We start from the raw sequence: 24,673 nt of genomic DNA on the forward strand, positions 1-24,673 counted from the left end.
TGCGGTCCTCGTCCTTGCCCTCGTCCCGCACGTCAGTCATTCCACCGCCCTGGCCCGACTGCCAGGCCTCCTCGGGGCTGCCCCAGTCCTTGCGGTCCTGGTCCTTGCGGTCCTGGTCCTTGCCTTCGTGGTCCTTGCGGTCCTGGTCCTTGCCTTCGTGGTCCTTGCGGTCTTCGTCCTTGCCTTCGTGGTCCTTGCGGTCCTGGTCCTTGCCTTCGTGGTCCTTGCGGTCTTCGTCCTTGCCCTCGTGGTCCTTGCGGTCCTGGTCCTTGCCTTCGTGGTCCTTGCGGTCCTGGTCCTTGCCCTCGTGGTCCTTGCGGTCCTCGTCCTTGCGGTCCTCGTCCTTGCGGTCCCAGTCCTTGCCGTTCCAGCCCTTGTCGTCCTGGCAGAAGTCAAGGAGATTGACCTGCGGCTTGTCGACGACCTTGCCCACGTACTCAGCCTGTCCGCTGGCGTACGCCGCCCCCGGCGAGAACAGCAGCAGGGTCGCGCCGCCGAGAGCGGCTCCCGCGACGATCTTTCCGAGCATCTTCTTTGCCATGACCTGCGTCACTCCATCCCCTGTTGTCCTTTGAGCCCGACAGCCGAGCTACGCCCGACGTTAGACGGTTTCGCGAACTATACGAGGAAAGATTCGTGTTTAAGAGTTTTTCGGCCTTGGGGCGACTAGAAGTGCTAAGCGGCGTATAGAGGGATTAGAGACCTTCAGTCCATCTATGGCCCGGGCCGGGCTCGGAAGAGGTGTCAGGCCCTTCTGGTGCCATCCTCGGCCGACCTCCGCTGATCTGCCCGGTCCGAGCCGTCTTGCGCCGCTCAAGGGCGAACGAGGCGGTTCATCGCCTGCGACCACCTTGGCGGATATATCGAGACATTGCTATGGAAGCGCTTCCATGAAAGATCGTTCACGCCGCTCGGGAGCACACGGACGCAGGCAGACGTCGAGGGCAACCGGTCCGACCGGACGGCGGGCGGACGGCCACCCGCCGCGGCGGGAGTGCGGCACTTCCGCGGCGGGGTCCCCACGAGCCCCTGGCCCGACCGGTCATCCGGTCGGGCCAGGGGCCTCCGCCGTACCCGACGGCGGCGCTCGTCGGCCGGAAGCCTGCCCGGCCGACGGCGCGGTCAGGGGACCGTCTTCTCGACTGCGGCCCGGCCCTGCTCGGTCAGGTCGCGGCGGGCCCGCTCGAGGTTCTCCGGGGTCAGGTCCTGCCCGCGGGCCATCACCAGGTCCTCCGGCTCCCAGGGCTGTTCGGCCCCGGTGCGGATGTTGTCCCCGCCGGCCCCCGTGCCGGTCCCGGTGGCCCCGGTGCCGGCCGCGTACGGATCGCCGAGCAGGTCCTCGGTCGACGTGTCGCCGGCCGCCCGGCCACCGGGCTCGGTGAAGGACGGGTTGTCCCGGTCGGCCCCGCCCCCGGTGGCCAACTGCGGCACGGTGGTCTCGTCGTCGACCGCGGCGGCCACCTCCGGGCTCTCCTCCAGCGGTCGGCGGTTCGGGTCACGATCCGTCATGGTGCTGACCTCCTGTCCCAGGCGCGTTCCCTGATCTCGCGTACCCCGCCGGGACCGGCCCATGCCGGCGAGGTGGGCCTCGTCGACGGGTGGCGGTGCGGCCGGGCGCCGCCCCTGCCAGGCCGGCGTGAGCGGCACGGGCGCCCCGGCCGGAGGTCCGTGCCGGGGCGCCGGCGGAGGCGTCAGCGACCGAGGACCCGGTCCAGGAAGTCGCGGTACTGCCGCACGGCCACCCGCAGCTGCTCGGTGTCCGCCGAGCCGGCGGACTGCCAGCCGCCGAGCCTCTCCTTCTGCGCGGCGAGCGCGTCCGAGAGCGCCTGGATCGCCTCCTCGACCAGCGACTGGGCCTCGCCGACGGCCGCGCGGGGGTCGTCCACGAAGCGGAGCTGCACCTCCCGCCAGCGGTCCCGGAAGCCCTGGGCCGCGTCCGCCTCGAAGAGCGTCGCCGCGTGGGTGGGGACGTTCGCGCCGGACGGCCGGGCCGCCTCGGCGACCCCGGCCGCCCCGGCCGCCGCGCCACCCTCCGGCGCCTCGGCGTCCGGGTCGACCATGGTCGGTTCGGCGCTGCCGTACCCGGCCGCCCCGGCCGCCGCCGCGTCGCCGTCGCGCCGTACCCCGGTCGGGGTGCCCCCGGCGTGCGCCTCCTCCCACCGCTCGGGGTCGTGGATCCGGTCGGCGGCGGTCGGGTCGGCCCGCTCGTCGTCGAAGGGCCCGGTCTGCCCGGGCGCGCCGTCACCCGGCATCGCGGTGTCCTCCAGCCGGGCGTCCCGTTCGTCCTCCGGACGACCGCCGGCCAGCGCCGACGCGGCGACCGCGTCGGCCACGGAGGCCGCCCCGAAGGCGGTCGGCAGCGGGGCCGGTTCGTGGAACTCCGGCCGCTCGTCGCCGGTCGTCGCGTCGGCGCGGTCGCGCACCTCGTACGGGCGGGTGTCGTCGGGGTCGTCGGCGGGCCGGCCGGCGGTCACCCGGGGGTCGTCGAAGGTGCCCCGGTCGTCCAGCACGTCGTCGGGGATGTCGGCCCGGCCGTTCCGATCGTCCCGGGCCGACCCGGGTGCGGCGTCCCGCGGCGGGACCGGCACCGGGGCGGAGCGGATCGCCTCCGGGTGGTCGGTGCTGCCCTGCTGCTGTTCCTGGCGCATCGCGGCTCTCCTCAGCGGCTCGTCACATCGTGCGAACTGTCCGGTTGGCGCTGCTCCGGCGGCCGGTGCCCGACCGGCTCCGCGCCGAGCAGATCGGCGAAGAGGGCCCGGTAGTGCACGACGGCCCGGCGGAGCTCCTCGGTACTGGCCTCACCACGCTCGTTGCGCAGCCGGATCTCGTGCGCGTCGCGGTAGTGGGTGAGGGTGCGGGCGTGGTCGACGGAGAGCTGGGCGATCTGGTCCGAGAAGTCCCCGGTGGGGTAGCCCCGCTCGGCGATCAGCCGGCTGACCAGCTCGTCGGCGTCGCCCATGGTCTCGCCGGGGGAGTCGACGAAGCGGACCTGGAGCTCCTCCCAGGCGGCGGCGTACCGGGCCCGGGACCCGGGGTCCAGCGGGGTGATGTCGAGCTCCGCGTGCCGGCGTTCCCGGTCGCGCAGCTCCCGTTCGGCGGCCCCCCGGCTGTCCTGCTCCGCGACGACCCGGTCGTACTCGGGGCCGAAGCGGTGCCTGAGCGCGCGTCGGCGGCCGGCCAGGACGGCCGCGGCGACCAGCGCGGCGACCACCAGTACGACGAGCACCACAACGATTACCTGCGTGGGCGACATGGCTCCTCCTTCGTCACCTGGTATTCCCTCCACGCGCTGGCCACCAATCCCGATCCCACGGACTTTCCTGGCTGATTTCCCGTCCGGGCATGGTGCGGCCCACAGGAGGAACCGCCACCAAAACTTGACTCGTTCCAGAAAGCGCGCTTGGGTGGGGTGATGCCGGTCCACTCCGACGCGGAACGCCTCCGGGTGGCCGGGCTGCGCGTCACGCGGCCCCGCCTCGCGGTGCTGGCGATCACCGACACCGACCGGAGGCAGGCTCCCGGGCCCTGCCTCGACCGCTCGGCCGCCGCCTTCGCGGTGGAGTTCGCCGAGGTCACGTACTGGGGGCGCTGCCCCGACTGCCAGAACCGATCAGGAGGAGAGCGATGAGACACCAGGCCGACAAGCCGATCCTCACGACCCGTCAGGGCCACCCCGTGCACAACAACCAGCAGCAGCGGACGGTCGGTTCGCGCGGCCCGGCGACGCTGGAGAACTACCACTTCCTGGAGAAGATCAGCCACTTCGACCGGGAGCGGATCCCGGAGCGGGTGGTGCACGCCCGCGGCTTCGTCGCCCACGGCGAGTTCGAGGCGTACGGGACGATCGGCGACCAGCCGGCGTCGAAGTACACCCGGGCCAAGCTCTTCCAGGCCAAGGGCAGGAAGACCCCCGTCACCATCCGGTTCTCCACCGTCATCGGCGGTCGGGACTCCTCTGAGGCGGCCCGCGACCCGCGTGGCTTCGCGGTCAAGTTCCGCACCGAGGACGGCAACTGGGACATGGTCGGCAACAACCTCCAGGTCTTCTTCATCCGCGACGCGATCAAGTTCCCGGACGTGATCCACTCGCTGAAGCCGGACCCGGTAACCTTCCGTCAGGAGCCGAACCGGATCTTCGACTTCATGTCGGACACGCCCGAGTCCATGCACATGCTGACCTGGCTCTTCTCCCCGTACGGCATCCCGAAGAACTACCGGACGATGCGCGGCTCCGGGGTGAACACCTACCGCCTCGTCAACGCCGAGGGCGAGGGCGTGCTGGTCAAGTTCCACTGGCTGACCCAGCAGGGCGAGCACAACCTGACCGAGGCGCAGGCCGCGGAGATCCAGGCCGCCGACCTCGGGCACGCCTCCAAGGACCTCTACGAGGCGATCGAGCGCGGCGAGTACCCCAGGTGGGAGCTGAACGTCCAGATCATGAGCGACGACGAGCACCCGGAGCTGGACTTCGACCCGCTCGACGACACCAAGATCTGGCCGGAGGAGGACTTCCCCTACCTGCCGGTCGGCATGATGACGCTCAACCGCAACATCACCGACCACCACAACGAGAACGAGCAGATCGCCTTCGGCACCGGCGTGCTGGTCGACGGCATCGACTTCTCCGACGACAAGATGCTGGTCGGCCGGACGTTCTCCTACTCGGACACCCAGCGGTACCGGGTCGGCCCGAACTACCTCCAGCTGCCGATCAACCGGCCGCGCGAGGACGTGCTGGTCAGCACCAACCAGGGCGGCGGCCAGATGTCGTACGGCGTCGACAACCGGGGCGGCAACCCGCACATCAACTTCGAGCCGTCCTCGCTCGCCGGTCTGCGCGAGGCCGACGAGTCCTACCGGGAGTACCGCCCGTTCGTCTCGGGGCAGATCATGAAGGCCCCGATCGAGCGGCAGAACAACTACGCCCAGGCCGGCCGGCGCTACCGCGAGATGGCCGACTGGGAGCGGGACGACCTGATCCTCAACCTGGTCAACAACCTGGCCCAGTGCGACAAGCACATCCAGGAGAGGATGGTCTGGCACTTCAGCCAGTGCGACGAGGACTACGGCCATCGGGTCGCGGAGGGCCTCGGCATCTCCGCCGACAACTGACCGTACCGTCCAACATGACGCCCCGCCGGATCTCCCGGCGGGGCGTCCGTCGTCTCGACGGTCCACAACGGAGTGGTGGACGTGGCGAGACGGACGGTAGTGCTGCGGGCCGGGATTACGTATCCTGCCCAAGGCGCCCGAGCCGGTGCCCGGCGCGGCCGGGACGCTGCCCGGTCGGTGCTGGCGCCACCGCTGCCACCCCTTCGGGCGAGGACTCATGGACACCCGCGACTGGCCGATCCGCGCCAAGCTGACCGCCCTGGTCGTCACCCCGGTGGCCGCCCTGCTCGCGCTCTGGATCTTCGCCACCACGCTGACCTACGGCCCCGCGCTGGACCTGCTCTCCGCGCGGACCCTTCTCTACGACCTGGGCCGCCCCGGCGAGGCGGTCGTCACCGAGCTGCAACGCGAGCGTCGCCTCTCGGTGGTGCAGCTCGCCGGCCCGGCAGCCCTGCCGGCCCTGGCCGACCAGCGCCGCCGCACCGACGTGGCGGTCGCCGAGCTGCGTCGGCGGATCGGCGGGGAGAAGCTGCGCGACGCCGCCGACGACCTGCTCGACGCCCGGGTCGACGAGCTGGTCGCCGCCCTCGACGCGCTGCCGGCCGGACGTGGCTTCATCGACCGCAGGCAGGTGGACCGGGCCGGGGCCGTCGGGCTCTACAGTGGCATGATCTCCTTCGCCTTCAAGGCCTTCGCGGGGATGGCGGCCCTGCCCGACCCGAAACTCAACCGGGAAACGCTGGCGCTCACCGCGCTCGGCCGCTCCCGAGACCTGCTCGGCCAGACCGACGCGCTGGTGGCCGGCGGGCTCGCCGGTGGGCGCTTCGTGGACGGCGAGCACCTGCTCCTGACGCAGACCATCGGCAACGAGCGGTTCCTGGTCGACACGGCCGTGGCCGACCTGCCGGCGGAGGCCCGCAGCGCCTACCAGCGGCTGACGGAGGACCCGGCCTTCGTCAAGCTGCGCGCCATGCAGGAGGGGCTGCTGCGGGCGGACCCGGCCGCCCGCCCGCCGCTGGACGCCCGCACCTGGCAGACCAGCCACGACACCGTCCAGCAGGCACTGCGCGACTTCGAGCGGAACCAGGCCGACGGGCTGGCCGAGCGGTCCGTGCCGGTGGCGGTCGGCATCCTGGTCCGGCTCGCCGTCGCCGGGGTGCTCGGGCTGGCCGCGGTCGTGGTGTCGCTGCTGGTCGCGGTCCGGGTCGGGCGTACGCTGGCCCGCCGGCTGACCGGAGTGCGCAGCGCCGCGCTGGAGATGGCCGAGCAGCGGCTGCCCGACGTGGTGGCCCGGCTGCGCCGGGGCGAACAGGTGGACGTGGCCCGGGAGGCGCCGCCGCTGGAGTACGGCGCCGACGAGATCGGCGAGGTCGGGCGCGCCTTCAACGAGGTCCGGCGGACCGCCGTCCGGGCGGCGGTCGACGAGGTCACCCTGCGCCGTGGCCTCAACGAGGTGTTCCTCAACATCGCCCGGCGCAGCCAGGGCCTGGTGCACCGCCAGCTGGCGCTGCTCGACCGGATGGAACGGCGCGCCGAGGACCCGGACGAGCTGGCCGAGCTGTTCCGCGTCGACCACCTGGCCACCCGGCTGCGGCGGCACGCCGAGGACCTGGTCATCCTCGCCGGGGCGAACCCCGGGCGGGGCTGGCGGCAGCCGGTGGCCGCGCTGGACGTGGTGCGCGGCGCGGTCTCCGAGGTCGAGGCGTACGACCGGGTGGACATCGGGGCGGTGCAGCCCGCCGGGGTGGTCGGCCGGGCCGTCGCGGACGTCATCCACCTGCTCGCCGAGCTGATCGAGAACGCCACCGCCTTCTCCGCGCCGGAGACCCGGGTCGAGGTCGCCGGCCAGCAGGTGCCCCGGGGCTACGTCGTGGAGATCACCGACCACGGCCTGGGCATGAAACCGCAGGCGGTGGAGAACGCCAACCGCCGGCTCGCCCGACCGCCCGAGTTCGACCCGGCCGACAGCGCCCGGCTCGGCCTGTTCGTGGTGTCCCGGCTCGCCGCCCGGCACGGCATCACGGTCACCCTGCGCTCCGAGGTCCCGGGCGGGGTGACCGCCGTGGTCCTCGTACCCGCCGACCTGGTCACCGCCGAGCCGCCGCCCGCGCCGGTCGCCGCGGGGCGGCCCGCCGCGTCGGTCAACCGGCTGGCCACCCTGCCCCGGCCCCGCTCGGCCCGCGCTGGGCGGGACCGGCCCGAGCAGACCGTGCTGCCGTTCGCCCCGGCCCGCACCTCGTCGGTGGAGGCCGCCCCCGATGGCGACGGTTTGCCCCGCCGGGTCCGCCGGCGCGGGTCCGCCGCCCGCCCCCGCCCGCCGGTCGGCGAGGCCCTGACCCTCCGCTCCCCGGAGGAGGCACGCCGGCAGATGTCCGCGCTCCAGGCCGGTACGGCCCGGGGCCGGCGCGAGGGCGCCGTCCGTTCCGTGCCGCCGGGGCGGTCCGACGACGCGGTGGCCGGGCCCACCCCGACCGGCGGCCTCTCCGAGGGGCGGGGCGGGGAGCCCGCGCCACTCCCGCCGCCGGGTGACCCGGCGACGACCCCCGATTCCCCGACCACGACTGAGAGGGACGCCTAGTGGTGGACACGACGAGGCAGGACGTCGACCTCGGCTGGTTGCTCGACGAGTTGGTCGACCGCGTACCGGCTGCCCGTGAGGCCGTGGTGCTCTCCGCCGACGGCCTGCTGCTCGGCGCCTCCGCCGAGCTGGACCGCGCCGACGCCGAGCACCTGTGTGCCCTGGCCTCCGGCTTCTCCAGCCTGGCGAAGGGCGCCAGCCGGCACCTGGCCGGCGGCGGGGTGCGGCAGACCGTGGTGGAGATGGAGTCCGTGTACCTGTTCGTGACGGCCGCCGGGCAGGGCGCGTGCCTGGCGGTGGTCTGCCAGGCCGACGCGGACATCGGCCTGGTGGCGTACGAGATGGCGATGCTGGTCATCCGGGTCGGCGAGTACCTGACCGCGTCCGCGCGGGCGACGGTGGGGGCCGTCGATGCGGGCTGAACCGCCGGGCGCCCAGCCCGAGTGGCTGGACGGCGCGGCCGGCCCGGTGGTCCGTCCGTACACCCTCACCGGCGGCCGGGTGCGGCCGGCCGTCGACGGCTTCGACCTGGTCGCGTTCGTGCTGACCCGCGCGGACGCGGACCCGTCCGGCCGGCCGGGGCTGCAGCCTGAGCACCGGCGGCTGGTCGAGCTGGCCCGGCGCCCCGCCGCGGTGGCGGACCTCGCCGCCGACCTGGACCTCGCCGTGGGCGTGGTCCGGGTCCTCCTCGGCGACCTGCTCGCCCGGGGCCTGGTCTCGGTGCACGAGCCGCCGGCCGCCGGTCTTCCCGACAACGACATCCTCAAGGCGGTGGTCAATGGACTACGCGCGCTCTGACCGGGACTCCTCCGGGGCCCGGTTGCCGCTGGCTCTCAAGATCCTGATCGCCGGGGGCTTCGGCGCGGGCAAGACGACGCTGGTCGGCGCGTTGAGCGAGGTCCGGCCGTTGCAGACCGAGGAGGTGCTGACCGGGGCCGGCATCGGCACCGACGACCTCTCCGGGGTGGAGGGGAAGTCGACCACCACGGTGGCGATGGACTTCGGCCGGATCACGATCAACGAGGACCTCCAGGTCTACCTCTTCGGCACGCCCGGACAGGACCGCTTCTGGTTCCTCTGGGACGAGCTGGCCTTCGGCGCGCTCGGGGCGGTGGTGCTCGCCGACACCCGGCGGCTGGCCGACTGCTTCCCGTCGATCGACTACTTCGAGCAGCGGGGCATCCCGTTCGTGGTCGGGGTGAACTGCTTCGACGGGTCCCGCCGGTTCGGCATCGAGTCGGTGCGCCAGGCGCTGGACATCGACCCGGACGTGCCGATGGTGCTCTGCGACGCCCGGGACCGCCAGTCCGCCAAGCTGTTGCTGATCTCGCTGGTCGAGCACGTCGCCCGGCAGCGGGGTGAGCCGGTCCCGGTCGCCTGACCTGCGCACGGCGGGGTGGCGAGCGGCGACCCCGCCGCCCCGCCGTCGGCGTTCCGCCCGGAAATCCGGGAAAACAGGGCTAACGCCCGGGCCGACCGGGAAGCCTCTGGTTGGATCGACGACAGGATCGGCGGAGGGTGCATCGGTGACGAACGCGATCGTCCACATCGGCGGCTACACGGCGGCCAGCGGCGGGCGGGGGGACGGCATCGTCGCCGCCCGCCGGGATCCCGACTCGGGGGAACTCACCCCGCTCGGCACGACCGCGGTGACCGATTCGCCCTCCTTCCTCGTCCGGCATCCCGTGCTGCCGGTCCTGTACGCGGTGAACGAGCTGCCGGAGGGGCGGATCAGCGCCTTCCGGGTGGGCCGGGACGGCGAGCTGACCGCGCTGGGCGTCCGGCCGACCGGCGGCGCCGACCCCTGCCACCTGGCCGTCGCGCCGGACGGGCGGCACCTCTTCGTGGCCAACTACGGCGGCGGCAGCGTGGCGGTTCTCCCGCTGGACGCGCAGGGCGTGCCGGGCGAGCGCAGCGACCTGGTCGTGCACCAGGGGCACGGGCCCGATCCGGAGCGCCAGGACCGGGCGCACTGCCACATGGTCTCCCCGGACCCGGGGGCCGGGCCGCTGCTCGCCGTCGACCTCGGCACCGACTCGATCTACCGGTACGACCTGGACGCCGACTCGGGCCGGCTGGTGCCGCGCGCGCCCCGGATCCGTACCGCAGCCGGGACCGGGCCCCGCCACCTCGCCCGCCACCCGGACGGGCGGCGCTGCTGGGTGGCCGGCGAGCTGGACGCCACGGTCACCGCGTACGAGTCGACCCCGGAGGGGGCGCTGCACCAGCGGGGGCGGGTGGACGCCAGCGGGCGGGCGGGGCACGTCCAACCGTCCGAGATCGCCGTGGGGCCGGACGGCCGTTTCCTCTACGTCGGCAACCGGGGCACGGGCACGGTCTCCGTCTTCGCGCTGGACGGGGAGCTGCCACGGCTGGTCGCCGAGGTCGACACCGGGGGCGAGTGGCCCCGGCACTTCGTGCTGACCGGCGCCCACCTCTACGTCGCCGACGAGCGGGCCGACATGGTCCGGGTGTTCCGGGTCGATCCCGGCTCGGGCGTGCCGGAACCGGTCGGCGAGCCGGTGCCGGTGCCGAACCCGACCTGTGTCCTGCCCTGAACGGGACCGCCCGGTGTGGACCGCAGGGACGGCGGGAGACTGACTGATCACTCACTGTGGCGAAAATGCGATCAGCGGTTGCTCCTGCGTAACTTTCGTCCGAACGGTTGTGGCACTAACCGAACGAGATACGCAAGATGGTCACCGTGTCTGGCCGCCATCGCATGCGTTCAAGTATCCGTGGAGCAGGAGCCGCAGCCGCGGCCACCGCGCTCGTCGTCGTGGTCGCGGGTTCCTGGTTCGGTTACCAGCAGTTGGCCGGGCCGTCCTGCTCCGGTGAGGTCCAGCTCTCCGTGGCCGCCGCCCCCGAGCTCGCCCCGGCGGTGCAGAAGGCCTCGGCGCAGTGGGTCGAGGACGGCGCGGCGGTGGGCGGCACCTGCATCGCCGTGAACGTCAGCGCCTCCGAGTCGGTGGACGTGGCGGCCGCGGTCGCCAGCAAGCACGGTGTCACCCTCGCGGGCGTCGGCCAGGCCAGCGGCACGGTGGTCACGCCCGACATCTGGATCCCGGACTCCTCCACCTGGCTGCTGCGCCTGAAGAACAACGGCGCGGCCGCCTTCGCGCCGGGCAACGGGGCCTCGATCGCCCGCAGCCCGGTGGTGGTGGCGATGCCGGAGCCGGTCGCCTCCCGGTTCGGCTGGCCGGAGAAGAAGCTCGGCTGGTCCGACCTGCTGAAGGCGGTCAGCACCGGCAAGGGCCTGCGCGCCGGGATCGTCGAGCCGACCCAGGACGCGGCCGGCCTCTCCGGTCTGCTCTCCCTCACCGCTGCGGCGAGCGCCTCCGGCGGCGACAGTCAGAAGGAAACCACCGGTGCGCTGCGGGCGCTGGCCACCGGCCGCTCCGCGCTGCGGCAGGACCTGCTCGCCCGCTTCCCGCGGGCCAACGACCCGACGTCCATCGCCAGCGGGCTCGGCGCCGCCGCGCTCTCCGAGAAGGACGTCATCGCGTACAACAACACCAAGCCGCCGATCCGGCTGGCCGCGCTCTACCTGGTGGAGCCGTCGCCGATGCCGCTGGACTACCCGTACGCGGTGCTGCCCGGCATCGAGCCGGCCAAGCAGTCCGCCGCCAAGGTGCTCTACGAGCTGCTCACCACCCAGGGCTTCAAGAACCGGCTGGCCGCCCAGTCGCTGCGGGCCCCGGACGGCAACTGGGGTGACGGCTTCAAGGCGCCGCAGGGTGCGCCCAGCCCGGCCGGCGGTCAGGCGAGCGGCCCGCCGGCGGGGGTCGGCGCCGCCGGTGGCCTGGACCCCGTCGCGATAGACCGTGCGCTCTCCGGCTGGTCCATCGCCACCCAGTCCGGTCGGATGCTCGCCGTCGTCGACGTCTCCGGCTCCATGAAGACGAAGGTCCCCTCCGCCGGCGGCGCCACCCGGGAGCAGGTGACGGTGGCGGCCGCCACCCGGGGCCTGGGCCTCTTTGACGACTCCTGGTCGATCGGCCTCTGGACCTTCTCCACGGAACTGGTGGGCTCGCGGGACTGGCGGGAGGTGGTGCCGATCAAACCCCTCTCCAGCAACCGTGGCCGCCTGGAGCAGGGCCTCGCCGGAATCCGTCCGTCCAGCGGCAACACCGGCCTGTACGACACCATGCTCGAGGCGTACAAGACGGTGCAGCAGGACTGGGAGCCGGGCCGGGTGAACTCGGTGGTGCTCTTCACCGACGGCAAGAACGACGACAAGAACGGCATCTCGCAGGCCTCGCTGATCAGCCAGCTCAAGCAGCTGAACGACGTGGAGCGCCCGGTGCAGGTGGTCATCATCGGCATCGGCAACGAGGTCTCCAAGGCCGAGCTCGAGTCGATCACCAAGGTCACCGGCGGCGGCACCTTCGTCACCGAGGACCCGAGCAAGATCGGTGACATCTTCCTGAAGGCGATCGCGCTGCGCCCGAACGCGCCGCGCTGAGCCCTCGCACAGCGCAGGCCAACCGCCGCACCGGGAGTTCCCGGTGCGGCGGTTCGCTTTTCCGGCCTCCCGCCCAGGATGCAAAGTGACGGCAACACGTCCGAATCAATCGGCGAGCATCATTGTCAGGGCAGGATGTCCGGTACGCTTCGGCGTCGCGTTCCCGCCGGGGCGGTCGTCGACCGGAGCCGACGCGCGCGATGTGGGGGAGGCTGGGTGACCTCGGCGACGCTGCCCACGTCGGTACGGATCCCGCCGGCCCCGAACGGCCGGCCCACGGGCCCGGTCGCCCGGGCCGGCCAGCGGGCGTACGTGCGGATCCTGGTGGTGCTCGACACCACCGTGCTCTCCCTCGCCGTCCTGGCCGGGTACGCCGCCCGCTTCGGTGACCGGGTGCCGGTCGGCTCCGAGATCCCGTACGTGCTGGTGGCCCCCGGCCTGGTGCTCGCCTGGCTGCTCTCGCTGCGGATGCTGCGCTGCTACGACGACCGGGTGCTCGGCTACGGCGCCGACGAGTACCGGCGGGTGAGCGCGGCCAGCGTGCGGCTGGCCGGCGCCGTCGCCATCGTCGGCTACGTCGCCGACGCCGACGTGTCCCGGGGGTTCCTGGCCATCTCCTTCGCCGTCGGCACGGTGGCGCTGGAGGTGAACCGGTTCGTCGCGCGCAAGCGGCTGCACCGGGCCCGGTACCGGGGCGCCGGCTGGTCCCGTCGGGTGCTGGTGGTCGGGGACACCGCCCACGTGCTGGAACTCGTGCACACCCTGCGCCGCGAGCCGTACGCCGGCTACCACGTGGTCGGCGCCTGCATCCCGGACGCGCTGCTCGCACCGGCGCCGCAACGGCTCAGCGACGTGCCGGTGGTCGGTTCGCTGCGTGACGTCGCCGAGGCGGCCACCGCGATCGGCGCGGACACCGTCGCCGTCACCGCCTCCGGCGAGCTGACCGCGGCCCGGCTGCGCCGGCTCGGCTGGCAACTGGAGGAAACGGGGATCGACCTGGTCGTCGCGCCGGCGCTCACCGACGTGGCCGGCCCCCGGATCCACACCCGGCCGGTCGCCGGCCTGCCGCTGATCCATGTGGAGGCGCCCGAGTTCCGGGGCGCCCGCAAGCTGGTCAAGGAGTTCGTCGACCGGGCCGCCGCCGCGCTGGCGCTGCTGCTCCTGCTGCCGCTGGCGGCGGCGGTCGCGCTGGCCGTCCGGCTGGACAGCCGGGGCCCGGTGCTGTTCCGGCAGACCCGGGTCGGGCGGGGCGGCCGCGAGTTCGGCGTGCTCAAGTTCCGGACCATGGTGGTCAACGCCGACGCTCTGCTGGACGAGCTGGCCGTGCGCAACGAGACCGACGGCCTGTTGTTCAAGATGCGCGACGACCCCCGGGTGACCCGGGTCGGGCGGCTGTTGCGCAAGTGGTCCCTCGACGAGCTGCCGCAGCTGGTCAACGTGCTGCTCGGGCAGATGAGCCTGGTCGGCCCCCGGCCGCCGCTGCCCGCCGAGGTGGCCCGCTACGACGGCGACGTCGCGCGGCGGCTGCTGGTCAAGCCGGGGATGACCGGGCTCTGGCAGGTCAGCGGCCGCTCCGACCTGAGCTGGGAGGACGGCATCCGGCTCGACCTCTACTACGTCGAGAACTGGTCGCTCGCCGCCGACCTGACCATCCTCTGGAAGACCTTCGGCGCGGTGCTGCGGGGGCGCGGGGCGTACTGACCGGGCGGGCGGTCAAGGCTGCGGGCCGGTCCAGGCAGACCACCACCGCGTCGTCGACCAGGTCGCCGGCGACGAACGCCCGCAGGTCGCCGTTGAGCGACCGGACGGCGTCCAGCGGCTCCATCGGGCCGGTGCGGCGATCATCCGGTCCGCTCATCGTCACTCCTCCTGACCGGGGCCGACCACCAGGTACTCCGGGTAGTCTCGGCCCCACCATGGCCGAGGAACGTGGTCCACGCGGACCAGAAACGAGTATGGCCGCCGAGCTCGACGCCGCGGCGGGTGCCCTCCTGTCCGTGTGGGAGGCGGCGCGGGAAGGCACGGCCAGCCGCCTCTCCGCCGCCCAGTTGCGCGCGGTCATGGTGGTGGAGCGGCACGACGGGATCAACCTCCGCCGGCTCGCCACGCTGCTCGACATGCTGCTCTCCTCGGCCAGCCGACTCTGCGACCGGCTGGTGGCGGCCGGCATGCTGGAGCGGGAGCCGGGTCGCCTCGACCGGCGGGAGATCTCCCTGCACCTGACCCCGGAGGCCCGCGGGCTCCTCAGCGAGCTGCGCCGGGACCGCCGGCGGCGGCTGGCCGAGGTGCTGGCCGGGATGAGCGGCGAGGGCCGCCAGGCCCTGCTGCGCGGGCTCCGCGAGTTCGACCGGGTCGCCCGTGACCTGGAGGAACTGGCCCCGCCGGCGGTGCCGTGGCAGGGAACCGGCACCCCGCCCCCCGACGCGTCCCTCGGCGACCCGTCGGCGGTCCGCTCCGCCTGACCATCCGTCGACTCGGACGGCTGTCGCCGACGCGTCCACCAGTTGGGCGACCGCCTCGACCGTCGTCGCCGCGACCCGTGCGCCGGGCCGCCGCCGGTCACGCCGCGCAGACGGCGAGCATGGCGGGCAGGGGTACCGAGGTGGAACGGCGATCGCCCGTTCAGGAAAGCGGGCTCACTGCCGGCCGGGCGAGCCAACCGGACGGCCGGGCGATGATCCGGCGGACCACCGAACCGGCCCCGCCGACCGCCGCCGATGCCGGGCCGAGCGCCGCCGCGCGCACCGTGACCGGTGACCAGGCGGCGGTGAGCACCCGGTCGGTCAGCTCGGCGACGACCGGCGGGCGCAGCCAGGGCGCGAGGGTGGCGTATCCGCCCCCGAGGACCACGGTGTCCAGGTCCAGCAGGTTGACCACGCCGGCGACGGTCACCCCGAGGGCGGTGCCGGCCGCGCGTAGCGCGGCGAGGGTGGCGGGGTCGCCGGCGGCGGCGAGGTCGGCCAGCCGGCGCGCCGCCGTGTCCGCCGGCAGGTCCGCGCCGGAGAGTCCGGCCGCGGCGAGGACGGCCTCCTGACCGGCGTACGTCTCCAGGCAGCCCCGCGCGCCGCAGCGGCACCGCGGCCCGTCCGGGTCGACCGGTACGTGGCCCAGCTCGCCGCTCCAGCCCCGGGCGCCCCGGAACAGCGTGCCGTCGAGCACGATCCCGGCGCCGATGCCGATCTCGCCCGAGACGTGCAGGAAGCTGGCCGTGCCGGGCCCGGCGTGCAGCTCGCCGAGGGCAGCCAGGTTGGCCTCGTTGTCGACCACCAGCGCCGGCACCCCGTCGACCGGCCCGGCCAACGGGGGATGCCCGGCGAGCAGCGCGGGGACGTCGACGTCGCGCCAGCCGAGGTTCGGCGCGAGCCGGACCAGGCCGTGGGCGTCGACCAGCCCCGGCACGGCCAGCGTCGCCCCGGCCAGGGTCAGCCCCTGCCGTTCGGCGGCGGCCCGGGCCCGCCCGGCCAGCTCGACGAGCCGGGCGAGCGCGTCGGCGGGGGCGACCGGGCGCAGGTCGGCCCGGCGTACCTCGTGGTGCCGGACGGCGCCGGCGAGGTCGACCACACAGGCGGCCAGGTAGTCGACGTTGACCTCCAGCCCCAGCCCGCCGGGCCCGTCGGTGGCGAGCCGCAGCCCCCGGGCGGGGCGGCCGGCCCCGCCGCGTGGCGCGGGGTCGGCCTCGGCGACCAGGCGGCCGGTGATCAGGTCGTCCACCACGGCCGAGACGGTGGCCCGGGTGAGGCCGGTCTCGCCGGCGATGCCGGCCCGCGACGGCGGGTGGTCGGCGGCGGCGATCCGCCCGAGCACCACGGCGAGGTTGAGCTCGCGCAGGCTGCCCTGCCGGACGGCGCCGGCGGCGCTGGTGCTGGTCACCCCTTGACAGTGCCACAGCCCGGTCATTTAATCCATCCACTGAACAAATTGCGGACGACACCACCGGAGGTCTGCCATGGCACCCCGTCCCACCCCCGCCGACAAGTTCTCCTTCGGGCTCTGGACGGTGGGCTGGCAGGCCCGCGACCCGTTCGGTGACGCCACCCGTCCGGCACTGGACCCGGTGGAGGCGGTGCACCGCCTCGCCGAGCTGGGCGCGTACGGGATCACCTTCCACGACGACGACCTGGTCCCCTTCGGCGCGGACGCCGCCACCCGCGACGCCCACCTGGCCCGGTTCCGCAAGGCGCTCGACGAGACCGGCCTGGTCGTCCCGATGGTCACCACCAACCTCTTCACCCACCCCGTCTTCAAGGACGGCGGCTTCACCAGCAACGACCGGGACGTGCGCCGGTACGCGCTGCGCAAGGTGCTGCGCAACGTCGACCTCGCCGCGGAGCTGGGTGCCCACACCTTCGTGATGTGGGGCGGCCGGGAGGGCGCCGAGTACGACCTGGCCAAGGACGTCCGGGCCGCGCTGGACCGCTACCGCGAGGCGGTCGACCTGCTCTGCCAGTACGTCGTGGACCGCGGCTACGACCTGCGCTTCGCCATCGAGCCCAAGCCCAACGAGCCGCGCGGCGACATCCTGCTGCCCACCATCGGGCACGCGCTGGCGTTCATCTCCACCCTGGCCCACCCGGAGCTGGTCGGCCTCAACCCGGAGGTCGGGCACGAGCAGATGGCCGGGCTCAACTTCGCGCACGGCATCGCCCAGGCGCTCTGGCAGGGCAAGCTGTTCCACATCGACCTCAACGGCCAGCGGAGCATCAAGTACGACCAGGACCTGGTCTTCGGCCACGGCGACCTGCTCAACGCCTTCGCCCTGGTCGACCTGCTGGAGCACGGCGGCCCGGACGGCGGCCCCGCGTACGAGGGGCCACGCCACTTCGACTACAAGCCCTCCCGCACCGAGGACCTGGCCGGCGTCTGGGCCTCGGCCGAGGCGAACATGCGCACGTACCTGCTGCTCAAGGAGCGGGTCGCGGCGTTCCGGGCGGACCCGGAGGTGGCCGGGGCCCTCGCGGCCAGCAAGGTCGCCGAGCTCGGCACGCCGACGCTGGGCCCGGGGGAGGGGTACGCCGACCTGCTCGCCGACCGGTCCGCGTTCGAGGACGTCGACGTCGACGCGGTCGCGGCGCGCGGCTTCGGCTTCGTCCGGCTCAACCAGCTCGCCGTCGAGCACCTGCTCGGCGCGCGCTGAGGCGGGCCGCCATGCCGCTCGTCGCCGGGGTCGACTCGTCCACCCAGTCCTGCAAGATCGTCGTCCGCGACGCGGCGACCGGCGCCCTGGTCCGGCAGGGTCGGGCGCCGCACCCGGACGGCACCGAGGTCGACCCGCGGGCCTGGTGGGACGCGCTGCGGGTCGCCGTCGACGCCGCCGGCGGGCTGGCCGACGTGGTGGCCGTCTCGGTCGCCGGCCAGCAGCACGGCATGGTCTGCCTGGACGAGGCGGGCGAGGTGGTCCGGCCCGCCCTGCTCTGGAACGACACCCGGTCCGCCGACGCGGCCCGCGACCTCGTCGCCGAGGCAGGCGGCGGGGCGGCGGGCCGCCGGTTCTGGGCCGAGGCGGTGGGCAGCGTGCCGGTGGCGAGCTTCACCGGCACCAAGCTGCGCTGGCTGGCCCGGCACGAGCCGGAACACGCGGCCCGGGTCGCGGCGGTCTGCCTGCCGCACGACTGGCTCACCTGGCGGCTGGCCGGCGCGCCCGGCCTGGCCGCGCTGCGCACCGACCGGGGTGACGCCAGCGGCACCGGCTACTGGTCCCCGCAGACCGGGGAGTACCGCCTCGACCTGCTGGAACGAGCCTTCGGCCGGGTGGTCCGGGTGCCCGCCGTGCTCGGCCCGGCCGAGCCGGCCGGCGTCCTGGACCCGGTCGCGCTCGGCGGCGCGTCGTCGGGTGCCGCGTCCGGCGTGGGGTCGGGCTCCGGTGCCGGGACGCCGGGGTCCGCGCCCGGCGGGATCATGCTCGGCCCGGGCACGGGAGACAACGCCGGCGCCGCCCTCGGCGTCGGCGCCGCTCCCGGCGACGTGGTCGTCTCGATCGGCACTTCCGGCACGGTGTTCGCGGTCGCCGACGCCCCCGCCGCCGACCCGGCCGGCGCCGTCGCCGGTTTCGCCGACGCCACCGGCCGGTACCTGCCGCTGGTCTGCACGCTCAACGCCGCCCGGGTGCTGGACGCCGCCGCCGCGATGCTCGGGGTCGGGCTCGACGGACTGACCGACCTGGCGCTGGCCGCCCCGCCCGGCGCGGACGGGCTGGTGATGGTCCCCTACCTGGAGGGGGAGCGTACCCCCGACCGGCCGCTGTCGACCGGCGCGCTGCACGGGCTCACCCTGCGCACGGCCACCCCGGCGCACCTGGCCCGGGCCGCCGTCGAGGGGATGCTCTGCGCGCTCGCCGACGGGCTGGACGCGCTGACCGCCCAGGGCGCGAGCGTCCAGCGGGTGATCATGGTCGGTGGCGGGGCCCGGTCCGCGGCGGTGCGCCGGATCGCCCCCCAGGTCTTCGGCCGGCCGGTGGTGGTGCCGCCGCCCGGGGAGTACGTCGCCGACGGAGCGGCCCGCCAGGCCGCCTGGGTCGCCCTGGGCGGCGCGGCGCCACCGCAGTGGGCGGTCGCCGGCACGCGGGAGTACGACGGTGAGCCCGTCCCCGCCGTCCGCGAGCGGTACGCCCAGTCCCGGGACCGGACCGTCGACCGGGCGGCGCCGCAGCGCTGACCGGCGGGCCGGCCCCCCCGGTGATCCGTTCGTTACCTGGTCCTGATTGGCTGCCGGACATGACCTTGACCAGGGGTGGGGTGGCGCGGACCTGGGGCGGCGGCGCGGCGCACCGGTTCTACAGCGTCGTGGTCTTCGTGGTGCTCGCCTCGCTGGACAACGTGGCGATCGGCCTGGTCCCGCCGCTGTACGGGCCGATCTCCGGGGCGCTGGGCGTGCCGCAGCGGCTGCTGGGCCTGGTCACCGCGGTGAGCTTCCTGGTCAGCGCGGTGGCGGCGGTGGCCTGGGCGTACGTCGGCGACCGGACGAACCGCAAGCCGCTGCTCGTGGTCGGCACCCTGATCTGGGCGGCCGGCACCGGCGGCAGCGCCCTCGCCCAGGGCTACCCGACGTTCCTGGCCGCGCAGCTGCTGGCCGCGGTCGGGCTCGGCGCGGTCGGCTCGGTCGGGTTCTCCGTGGTCACCGACCTGATCTCGCCCCGTCGCCGGGGGCTGGTGATGAGCTTCTGGGGACTGTCGCAGGGGGTGGGCACGCTGGCCGGCACGCTCGCCGGCGGCATTCTCGGCGCCACCGACTGGCGGCGTCCGTTCCTGGCGCTCACCGTGGTCGGGCTGGCGGCCACCCTGGCCTACCTCATCACGTACGACATCCGGCGCGGGCAGAGCGAGCCCGAGCTGGCCGGGGCGCTCGACGCCGGGGCCGAGTACGACTACCGGATCACCCGGGCCGACCTGCCCCGGATCCTGGCCCGGCGGACCAACCGCTGGCTGATCCTGCAGGGCCTGACCGCGCAGGCGGCGTTCGGTTCGCTGGTCTGGCTGCCGGTGCTCTTCGCCGAACGGGCCCAGGCCCAGGGCTACTCGGCGGCGACCGCCGTCGTGGTGGGCAGCGTCTTCGCCACCCTGTTCCAGCTCGGCGGGGTGCTCTCCATCGTCGGCGGGCTGGCCGGCGACGCGCTGCAACGGCGTACCCCGAGGGGCCGGGCCCTGGTCGCGGCGGTGGGCATCCTCGCGGCCCTGCCGTTCTACCTGGTCCTCTTCTTCGTGCCGGTACGCATCGTGGTGCCCGACGGCGCCGGCGGCGGCGCGGTGGTCCGGGCGGTGCTGGCCAGCGTGGTGACCGAGCCGACGGTCGGCCTGAGCCTGCTCACCGCCGTCGTCGCGCTGGCCCTGACCTCGGCGAACTCGCCGAACTGGTTCGCCCTGATCGCCGACGTCAACCCGCCCGAGCACCGCGGCACCGTCTACAGCCTGGGCAACCTGGTCAACGGGGTGGGTCGGGCGGCCGGGAACGGCCTGGTCGGGGTGGCCTTCCACGGCCTGCGGGCGGCCTTCCCGCCGCCGCTGAACTTCGCCGTCGGGCTGGCCGCCTTCCAGCTCTTCTTCATCCCCACCGGGCTGATGTACTGGCGCGCCGCACGTTCCTCGCCCGGAGACATCGAGGCGGTGCACGACCTGCTGCACGCCCGCGCCGACCGCCTCTGACCGCCCGCCGCGTCGTTCCGGTCGCTCCGGTCGCTCCGGTCGTGGCGTGGACCCGGCCAGGCCGGGGTCGGGTGTGAGGTCCTTTGGAGCTGATTACGTAAACGAATCACCTGTGCTCCGGCCACCGGGAGGCGCGGCGCGGGACCGGCGGCGCCGTACCACCCGCCCCGGACGGCGAAGCCCGTCGATCGGACCGGGCCGATTCGGCGAGCGGGCCGCTCCGACGGAGTCGGGCGATCCGCCGGGCGATCCGCCGGGCGGGCCGGCCGGGCGGGCCGAGAGGACCGGCCGCACAGGAGGTGGCGGGAGCGGCGCGGTGTGCGCCCCGCTACCCGGGCAGGCATCTGACGTCCTGGCAAACCGGCGCAGTGAACCGTCGCCGATCCGTTTACGACATCAGCTCCAAAGGACTCGCACGGCAGATGTCGTCCGCCGTCCGTTCCACCCGGGTGCCGGCCGCGGCGAGCGGGTTGCCGTCAGGTGGCCGGATCGGCGGCCGGGGGCAGACGCGCGGGTCCGCCCGCCGGCCGCCTGCGCTCACGCAGGGGGCCGGCGGGACGCGACGCGGATCAGGCGCGGGCCCAGACCGTCACGTCGGTGGGGACCCGGCCGTCGGCGTCCAGCGGGGCGCTGCTGTGCAGCAGCTCACCGGCCGGCGGCGGGACGGCCGCCGCGCCGAAGTTGGTCAGCACGGTGAGCCCGCCGTTGCGGAAGGCCAGCACCTCGTCGCCGGAGGAGAGCCATTCCAGCGGCCCCCGGGCCAGCCCGTGCTCGCGGCGCAGCCGCAGCGCCGTGCGGTACGTCTCGTACGTCGAGCCGGAAACCCCGCGCTGCCGGTCGAGGGCGTACTCGGCCCACAGCGGCGGCTGGGGCAGCCAGCTGGCGTCGGTCGGCCCGAAGCCGTACGACGGGGCGTCGGCCTCCCACGGGATCGGCACCCGGCAGCCGTCCCGGCCCCGCTGAGTGTGGCCGCTGCGCTCCCAGGTCGGGTCCTGCCGGACCTCGTCCGGCAGCGTGGTGTGCTCGGGCAGGCCCAGCTCCTCGCCCTGGTAGAGGTAGGCGGAGCCGGGCAGGGCCAGCATCAGCAGGGTGGCGGCGCGGGCTCGCCGCAGGCCCAGCGCGGCGTCCGGCTGCGGGTCGCCGATGCCGATGCCGTTGGGCCGGACCGTGCCGACCGGCCGGCCCAGCCGGGAGGCGTGCCGCACCACGTCGTGGTTGGAGAGCACCCAGGTGGTCGGCGCGCCGACCGTGTCGGTGGCCTCCAGCGAGCGGGTGATCACCGCGTACTGGGCGGTCGCGGTCCACGCGGCGAGCAGGTACTCGAAGTTGAACGCCTGGTGCATCTCGTCCGGGCGGACGTAGCGGGCCAGCCGCTCGGCCGGCTCCACCCACGCCTCGGCGACCAGGATCCGCTCACCCGGGTACGAGTCGAGCAGCCGGCGCCAGTCCCGGTAGATCTCGTGCACGCCGTCCTGGTCCCACATCGGGGGCTGCGGCTTCGCCACCTCGTTGCCGGAGAGGATCTCCTGCGGCTCCTGCCAGTCGGCCAGGTCGGCCTGCTTGATCAGGCCGTGCGCCACGTCCACCCGGAAGCCGTCGACACCCCGGTCCAGCCAGAACCGCAGCACGTCCAGGAACTCCTCCCGGACCTCCGGGTTGTCCCAGTTCAGGTCGGGCTGGCCGGTGTCGAACAGGTGCAGGTACCACTGGCCGGGCCGGCCGTCCGGGTCGGTCACCCGGGTCCAGGCCGGGCCGCCGAAGACGCTCTGCCAGTCGTTCGGGGGCTGGTCGCCGTCCGGGCCGAGGCCGTCGCGGAAGACGTACCGGGCCCGCTCGGGGCTGGCCGGGGCGGCGGCCAGGGCCGCGGTGAACCACCGGTGCGCGGAGGAGGTGTGGTTGGGCACCAGGTCGACGATCACCTTCAGCCCCTTGGCGCGGGCCTCGGCGATCAGCCTGTCGGCGTCCTCCAGCCGGCCGAAGAGCGGGTCGACGTCCCGGTAGTCGGCCACGTCGTACCCGGCGTCGGCCTGCGGCGACGGGTAGAACGGCGACAGCCAGACGGCGTCGACGCCCAGCTCGGCGAGGTGGCCGAGCCGGGCGGTGATGCCCGGCAGGTCACCGATTCCGTCGCCGTCGGAGTCGGCGAAGGAGCGCGGGTAGATCTGGTAGATGACGGCCTCGGTCCACCACCCGGTGGCCGGGCCACCGGACTGTTCCTGCTGCGTCGCGTCGGTGTTCAGAGCCTTCTCCCTGTGTCGAGCCGTGGTGCGGTCGAGTGCGTTCAGTGTGCCCGCGGCGGCGCGGTCGATTCACGCACGACCAGCCGAGTGGGCAGGATCACCGGGGGTGCGGGTGTGTCGCCGTGACCGCCGGGCACGCGCTGGTCCTGGAGCTGGCCGGCGTACGGGTCGGTGGTGCGGGTGCCGAGCGGGTCGAGCAGCAGCCGGGCGGCGAGCCGGCCCTGTTCGGCGGCGGGCTGGGCGATGGTGCTGAGCCCGAGCACGCTGGCCAGGTCGTGGTCGTCGACGCCGATCACGCTGACGTCCTGCGGCACCCGCAGCCCCGCGTCGCGCAGCGCGGTGATCGCGCCCATCGCCATCTCGTCGCAGGCGGCGAAGATCGCGGTCGGCGGCTCACCCCGGGAGAGCAGCTCGGCGGTGGCCCGGTTGCCACCGTCGATGGTGAACTGCGATTCGACGTCCAGGCTGGGGTCGGGGCGGACGCCGGCGGCCCGCAGCGCCTCCCGGTAGCCGCGGCGCCGGTCCAGGTGGGTGGTGAAGGCCAGTTCGTCGTCCGGGTCGCCGGAGATGTGGGCGATCCGGCGGTGCCCCAGGTCCAGCAGGTGCCGGGTGGCGGTGCGGGCGGCGGCGACGTCGTCGATCCGGACGCAGGGCCAGCCGGGCACCACGGTGCCGGAGCTGATGGTGATCCCGGGCAGGTCCAGCGAGGCCAGCGCGGTCAGGTCGGCCGGTCGCAGCGGGGTGGCGACCAGCATGATGGCGTCGACGCGCTTGTGCAGGTCGGCGGTGCGCAGCACCCGCTGCCGGATCTGCTCGCGCCCGCCCAGGTTGTACAGGAGCAGGTCGTACCCGGCCTGGTGGAGGACCTCCTCGACCGCCTCGACGACGGTGCCGAAGAACCAGCGGGTGATCCGCGGGACCACCACGGCCACCGTCCCGGTCCGGCCGCCGGCCAGCCGCGAGGCGCTCGGCGAGACGGCGTACTGCAACTGCTCGGCGGCGGCGAGCACCCGGCGGCGCGTCGCGGCCGAGACCGTCGGCAGACCGCGCAACGCCCGGGAGACGGTGGCGGTCGAGACCCCGGCGAGCCGGGCGACGTCATCAATCCTGGTCATGGTGTTCCCCTGCTCCGTGGCCGGCACCGCCGCCGCCCGGCGCGGGCGGCGGCGGTACCAGGCCTCAGCCCTTGACGCTGCCGGCGAGCAGGCCGCGCACGAAGTAGCGCTGCAGGGACAGGAACACGATCAGCGGTACGACGATCGAGACGAACGCGCCCGCGGTCAGCCGCTGCCACTCGTTGCCCCGGGTGCCGGCCATCTCGGCCAGCCGGACGGTCAGCGGGGCGGTCTCGTTGCCGCCCCCGGCGAAGATCAGCGCGACCAGCAGGTCGTTCCAGACCCAGAGGAACTGGAAGATGCCGAAGGCCGCCAGGGCCGGGGTGATCAGCGGCAGGACGATGGTCCGGAAGATCTTGGGGTGGGTGGCCCCGTCGACCCGGGCCGCCTCCATCAGGTCCCTGGGCAGCTGCGCGATGAAGTTGTGCAGCAGGAACACCGCGAAGGGCAGCGCGAAGCAGGTGTGCGCGAACCACACCTGGGCGAACTTCTGCTCGTCCACCAGGTCCCAGGCCGGCATCAGGGTGACGCCGGCGACGGTGACTCCGGTGGAGAAGAACTTCAGCAGCGGCACCAGGGCCATCTGCAGCGGGACGATCTGCAACGCGAAGATCGCGATGTAGAGCCAGTCCCGGCCCCTGAAGTTGATCCATGCCAGCGCGTACGCGGCGAGCGCGGCGAAGGCGAGCGGGAACAGCACCGACGGGATGGTGATCGCCAGCGAGTTGATGAAGTAGCTGGCGAGCTGGCCCGACGAGGAGGATCTGCCGAAGAGCACTTCCTGGTAGTTCTCCAGGGTGAACTGCGGGTCGGTGAAGAACGTCCACCAGCCGGTGCTCTTGATCTGGTTCTCCGGCCGGAACGAGGACACGAACAGGCCGAAGGTCGGGATCGTCCAGAGCAGCGCGATGACGATCGAGACCAGCGTGGCGGTACGGGTGTTCAGCCGCTTGCGGACGCGTCCGGCGGTGGTGATCTTCCCGGTGGCCTGGGTGCCGGCCGGGACCGTGGGCGTGGCGGTGGTCATC

Annotated in this window: 19 protein-coding genes and 2 pseudogenes; 13 read left to right on the plus strand and 8 right to left on the minus strand. The window is 74.0% G+C overall.

All coding sequences use genetic code 11. From position 1 onward, the window contains the following. The 4 genes and pseudogenes from AB0I41_RS07085 to AB0I41_RS07100 all read right to left on the minus strand — a co-directional run. Positions 1-541: pseudogene (locus tag AB0I41_RS07085) on the minus strand (hypothetical protein); the annotation flags it as partial. Between the two features lie 581 nt (positions 542-1,122). Further along, positions 1,123-1,509, minus strand: a complete 387-nt coding sequence (locus AB0I41_RS07090; RefSeq protein WP_357102795.1) for a hypothetical protein — start codon at positions 1,507-1,509, stop codon at positions 1,123-1,125. A gap of 677 nt (positions 1,510-2,186) precedes the next feature. Next, a pseudogene (locus AB0I41_RS07095) lies at positions 2,187-2,414 on the minus strand (hypothetical protein); the annotation flags it as partial. 245 nt (positions 2,415-2,659) lie between these two features. Next, the gene (locus AB0I41_RS07100; RefSeq protein ID WP_357102798.1) at positions 2,660-3,253 is read right to left on the minus strand and encodes a hypothetical protein; all 594 of its coding nucleotides are present in this window, start codon (positions 3,251-3,253) and stop codon (positions 2,660-2,662) included. A 159-nt stretch (positions 3,254-3,412) separates the two neighbouring features. Here AB0I41_RS07100 and AB0I41_RS07105 point away from each other — a divergent pair, with 159 nt between their 5' ends. The 10 genes from AB0I41_RS07105 (at position 3,413) to AB0I41_RS07150 (ending at position 14,617) form a co-directional block, all read left to right on the plus strand. Then, positions 3,413-3,628, plus strand: a complete 216-nt coding sequence (locus AB0I41_RS07105; protein WP_357102800.1) for a hypothetical protein — start codon at positions 3,413-3,415, stop codon at positions 3,626-3,628. Next, a complete protein-coding gene (locus tag AB0I41_RS07110) occupies positions 3,625-5,112 on the plus strand; it encodes a catalase (RefSeq protein WP_357102803.1) in 1,488 nt (495 codons plus the stop codon). Before AB0I41_RS07105 ends, AB0I41_RS07110 begins: the two co-directional genes overlap by 4 nt. A gap of 217 nt (positions 5,113-5,329) precedes the next feature. Next, positions 5,330-7,690, plus strand: a complete 2,361-nt coding sequence (locus AB0I41_RS07115) for a nitrate- and nitrite sensing domain-containing protein (RefSeq protein WP_357102806.1) — start codon at positions 5,330-5,332, stop codon at positions 7,688-7,690. Continuing rightward, positions 7,690-8,112, plus strand: a complete 423-nt coding sequence (locus AB0I41_RS07120; protein WP_357102809.1) for a roadblock/LC7 domain-containing protein — start codon at positions 7,690-7,692, stop codon at positions 8,110-8,112. Before AB0I41_RS07115 ends, AB0I41_RS07120 begins: the two co-directional genes overlap by 1 nt. Further along, complete coding sequence (locus AB0I41_RS07125) at positions 8,102-8,488, plus strand: DUF742 domain-containing protein (protein ID WP_357102811.1); 387 nt, start codon at positions 8,102-8,104, stop codon at positions 8,486-8,488. Before AB0I41_RS07120 ends, AB0I41_RS07125 begins: the two co-directional genes overlap by 11 nt. Continuing rightward, the gene (locus AB0I41_RS07130; RefSeq protein WP_357102814.1) at positions 8,469-9,071 is read left to right on the plus strand and encodes an ATP/GTP-binding protein; all 603 of its coding nucleotides are present in this window, start codon (positions 8,469-8,471) and stop codon (positions 9,069-9,071) included. Before AB0I41_RS07125 ends, AB0I41_RS07130 begins: the two co-directional genes overlap by 20 nt. Before the next feature lie 145 nt (positions 9,072-9,216). After that, complete coding sequence (locus AB0I41_RS07135) at positions 9,217-10,248, plus strand: lactonase family protein (protein ID WP_357102817.1); 1,032 nt, start codon at positions 9,217-9,219, stop codon at positions 10,246-10,248. A 164-nt stretch (positions 10,249-10,412) separates the two neighbouring features. After that, positions 10,413-12,155 (plus strand): substrate-binding and VWA domain-containing protein, encoded by a 1,743-nt coding sequence (locus tag AB0I41_RS07140; protein WP_357102821.1) that lies wholly within the window; start codon positions 10,413-10,415, stop codon positions 12,153-12,155. 231 nt (positions 12,156-12,386) lie between these two features. Further along, a complete protein-coding gene (locus AB0I41_RS07145) occupies positions 12,387-13,856 on the plus strand; it encodes a sugar transferase (protein WP_357103146.1) in 1,470 nt (489 codons plus the stop codon). Positions 13,857-14,110: 254 nt separating this feature from the next. Next, a complete protein-coding gene (locus AB0I41_RS07150; protein WP_357102824.1) occupies positions 14,111-14,617 on the plus strand; it encodes a MarR family winged helix-turn-helix transcriptional regulator in 507 nt (168 codons plus the stop codon). Positions 14,618-14,777: 160 nt separating this feature from the next. On the opposite strand, the gene AB0I41_RS07155 is transcribed toward AB0I41_RS07150, so the two are convergent. After that, positions 14,778-16,052 carry an ROK family protein gene (locus AB0I41_RS07155; RefSeq protein ID WP_357102827.1) on the minus strand — a complete coding sequence of 425 codons (1,275 nt, stop codon included), beginning with the start codon at positions 16,050-16,052 and terminating at the stop codon, positions 14,778-14,780. Between the two features lie 49 nt (positions 16,053-16,101). On the opposite strand from AB0I41_RS07155, the gene xylA reads away from it, so the two are divergent. The 3 genes from xylA to AB0I41_RS07170 are packed head-to-tail and all read left to right on the plus strand — an operon-like array spanning position 16,102 to position 20,290. After that, on the plus strand, positions 16,102-17,289 hold the full coding sequence (gene xylA / locus AB0I41_RS07160) for a xylose isomerase (RefSeq protein ID WP_357102829.1): 1,188 nt from the start codon (positions 16,102-16,104) through the stop codon (positions 17,287-17,289). Positions 17,290-17,300: 11 nt separating this feature from the next. Next, positions 17,301-18,806: a xylulokinase gene (gene xylB / locus AB0I41_RS07165; RefSeq protein ID WP_357102832.1), complete on the plus strand. Its 1,506-nt coding sequence runs from the start codon at positions 17,301-17,303 to the stop codon at positions 18,804-18,806. 59 nt (positions 18,807-18,865) lie between these two features. Next, entirely contained in the window at positions 18,866-20,290 is a 1,425-nt protein-coding gene (locus AB0I41_RS07170; protein ID WP_357102835.1) for an MFS transporter, read from the plus strand. A 569-nt stretch (positions 20,291-20,859) separates the two neighbouring features. Here AB0I41_RS07170 and AB0I41_RS07175 read toward each other — a convergent pair. From AB0I41_RS07175 to AB0I41_RS07185, 3 genes are all read right to left on the minus strand, one after another. Continuing rightward, positions 20,860-22,530: an alpha-amylase family glycosyl hydrolase gene (locus AB0I41_RS07175; RefSeq protein WP_357103148.1), complete on the minus strand. Its 1,671-nt coding sequence runs from the start codon at positions 22,528-22,530 to the stop codon at positions 20,860-20,862. Between the two features lie 41 nt (positions 22,531-22,571). After that, positions 22,572-23,645, minus strand: a complete 1,074-nt coding sequence (locus AB0I41_RS07180) for a LacI family DNA-binding transcriptional regulator (protein ID WP_357102838.1) — start codon at positions 23,643-23,645, stop codon at positions 22,572-22,574. 64 nt (positions 23,646-23,709) lie between these two features. After that, a complete protein-coding gene (locus tag AB0I41_RS07185; protein WP_357102841.1) occupies positions 23,710-24,672 on the minus strand; it encodes a carbohydrate ABC transporter permease in 963 nt (320 codons plus the stop codon). Between the last annotated feature and the right edge of the window lies 1 nt (position 24,673).

This window comes from Micromonospora sp. NPDC050200, from assembly GCF_040656135.1.
Classification (GTDB): Bacteria; Actinomycetota; Actinomycetes; order Mycobacteriales; family Micromonosporaceae; genus Micromonospora.

Excerpts from the sequence above, each read along its gene's own strand:
- AB0I41_RS07090 (WP_357102795.1), bottom strand. The coding sequence starts at position 1,509 with ATGACGGATCGTGACCCGAACCGCCGACCGCTGGAGGAGAGCCCGGAG.
- AB0I41_RS07100 (WP_357102798.1), bottom strand. The coding sequence starts at position 3,253 with ATGTCGCCCACGCAGGTAATCGTTGTGGTGCTCGTCGTACTGGTGGTC.
- AB0I41_RS07105 (WP_357102800.1), top strand. The coding sequence starts at position 3,413 with ATGCCGGTCCACTCCGACGCGGAACGCCTCCGGGTGGCCGGGCTGCGC.
- AB0I41_RS07110 (WP_357102803.1), top strand. The coding sequence starts at position 3,625 with ATGAGACACCAGGCCGACAAGCCGATCCTCACGACCCGTCAGGGCCAC.
- AB0I41_RS07115 (WP_357102806.1), top strand. The coding sequence starts at position 5,330 with ATGGACACCCGCGACTGGCCGATCCGCGCCAAGCTGACCGCCCTGGTC.
- AB0I41_RS07125 (WP_357102811.1), top strand. The coding sequence starts at position 8,102 with ATGCGGGCTGAACCGCCGGGCGCCCAGCCCGAGTGGCTGGACGGCGCG.
- AB0I41_RS07130 (WP_357102814.1), top strand. The coding sequence starts at position 8,469 with ATGGACTACGCGCGCTCTGACCGGGACTCCTCCGGGGCCCGGTTGCCG.
- AB0I41_RS07140 (WP_357102821.1), top strand. The coding sequence starts at position 10,413 with ATGCGTTCAAGTATCCGTGGAGCAGGAGCCGCAGCCGCGGCCACCGCG.
- AB0I41_RS07150 (WP_357102824.1), top strand. The coding sequence starts at position 14,111 with ATGGCCGCCGAGCTCGACGCCGCGGCGGGTGCCCTCCTGTCCGTGTGG.
- AB0I41_RS07155 (WP_357102827.1), bottom strand. The coding sequence starts at position 16,052 with ATGACCGGGCTGTGGCACTGTCAAGGGGTGACCAGCACCAGCGCCGCC.
- xylA (WP_357102829.1), top strand. The coding sequence starts at position 16,102 with ATGGCACCCCGTCCCACCCCCGCCGACAAGTTCTCCTTCGGGCTCTGG.
- xylB (WP_357102832.1), top strand. The coding sequence starts at position 17,301 with ATGCCGCTCGTCGCCGGGGTCGACTCGTCCACCCAGTCCTGCAAGATC.
- AB0I41_RS07170 (WP_357102835.1), top strand. The coding sequence starts at position 18,866 with ATGACCTTGACCAGGGGTGGGGTGGCGCGGACCTGGGGCGGCGGCGCG.
- AB0I41_RS07180 (WP_357102838.1), bottom strand. The coding sequence starts at position 23,645 with ATGACCAGGATTGATGACGTCGCCCGGCTCGCCGGGGTCTCGACCGCC.
- AB0I41_RS07185 (WP_357102841.1), bottom strand. The coding sequence starts at position 24,672 with ATGACCACCGCCACGCCCACGGTCCCGGCCGGCACCCAGGCCACCGGG.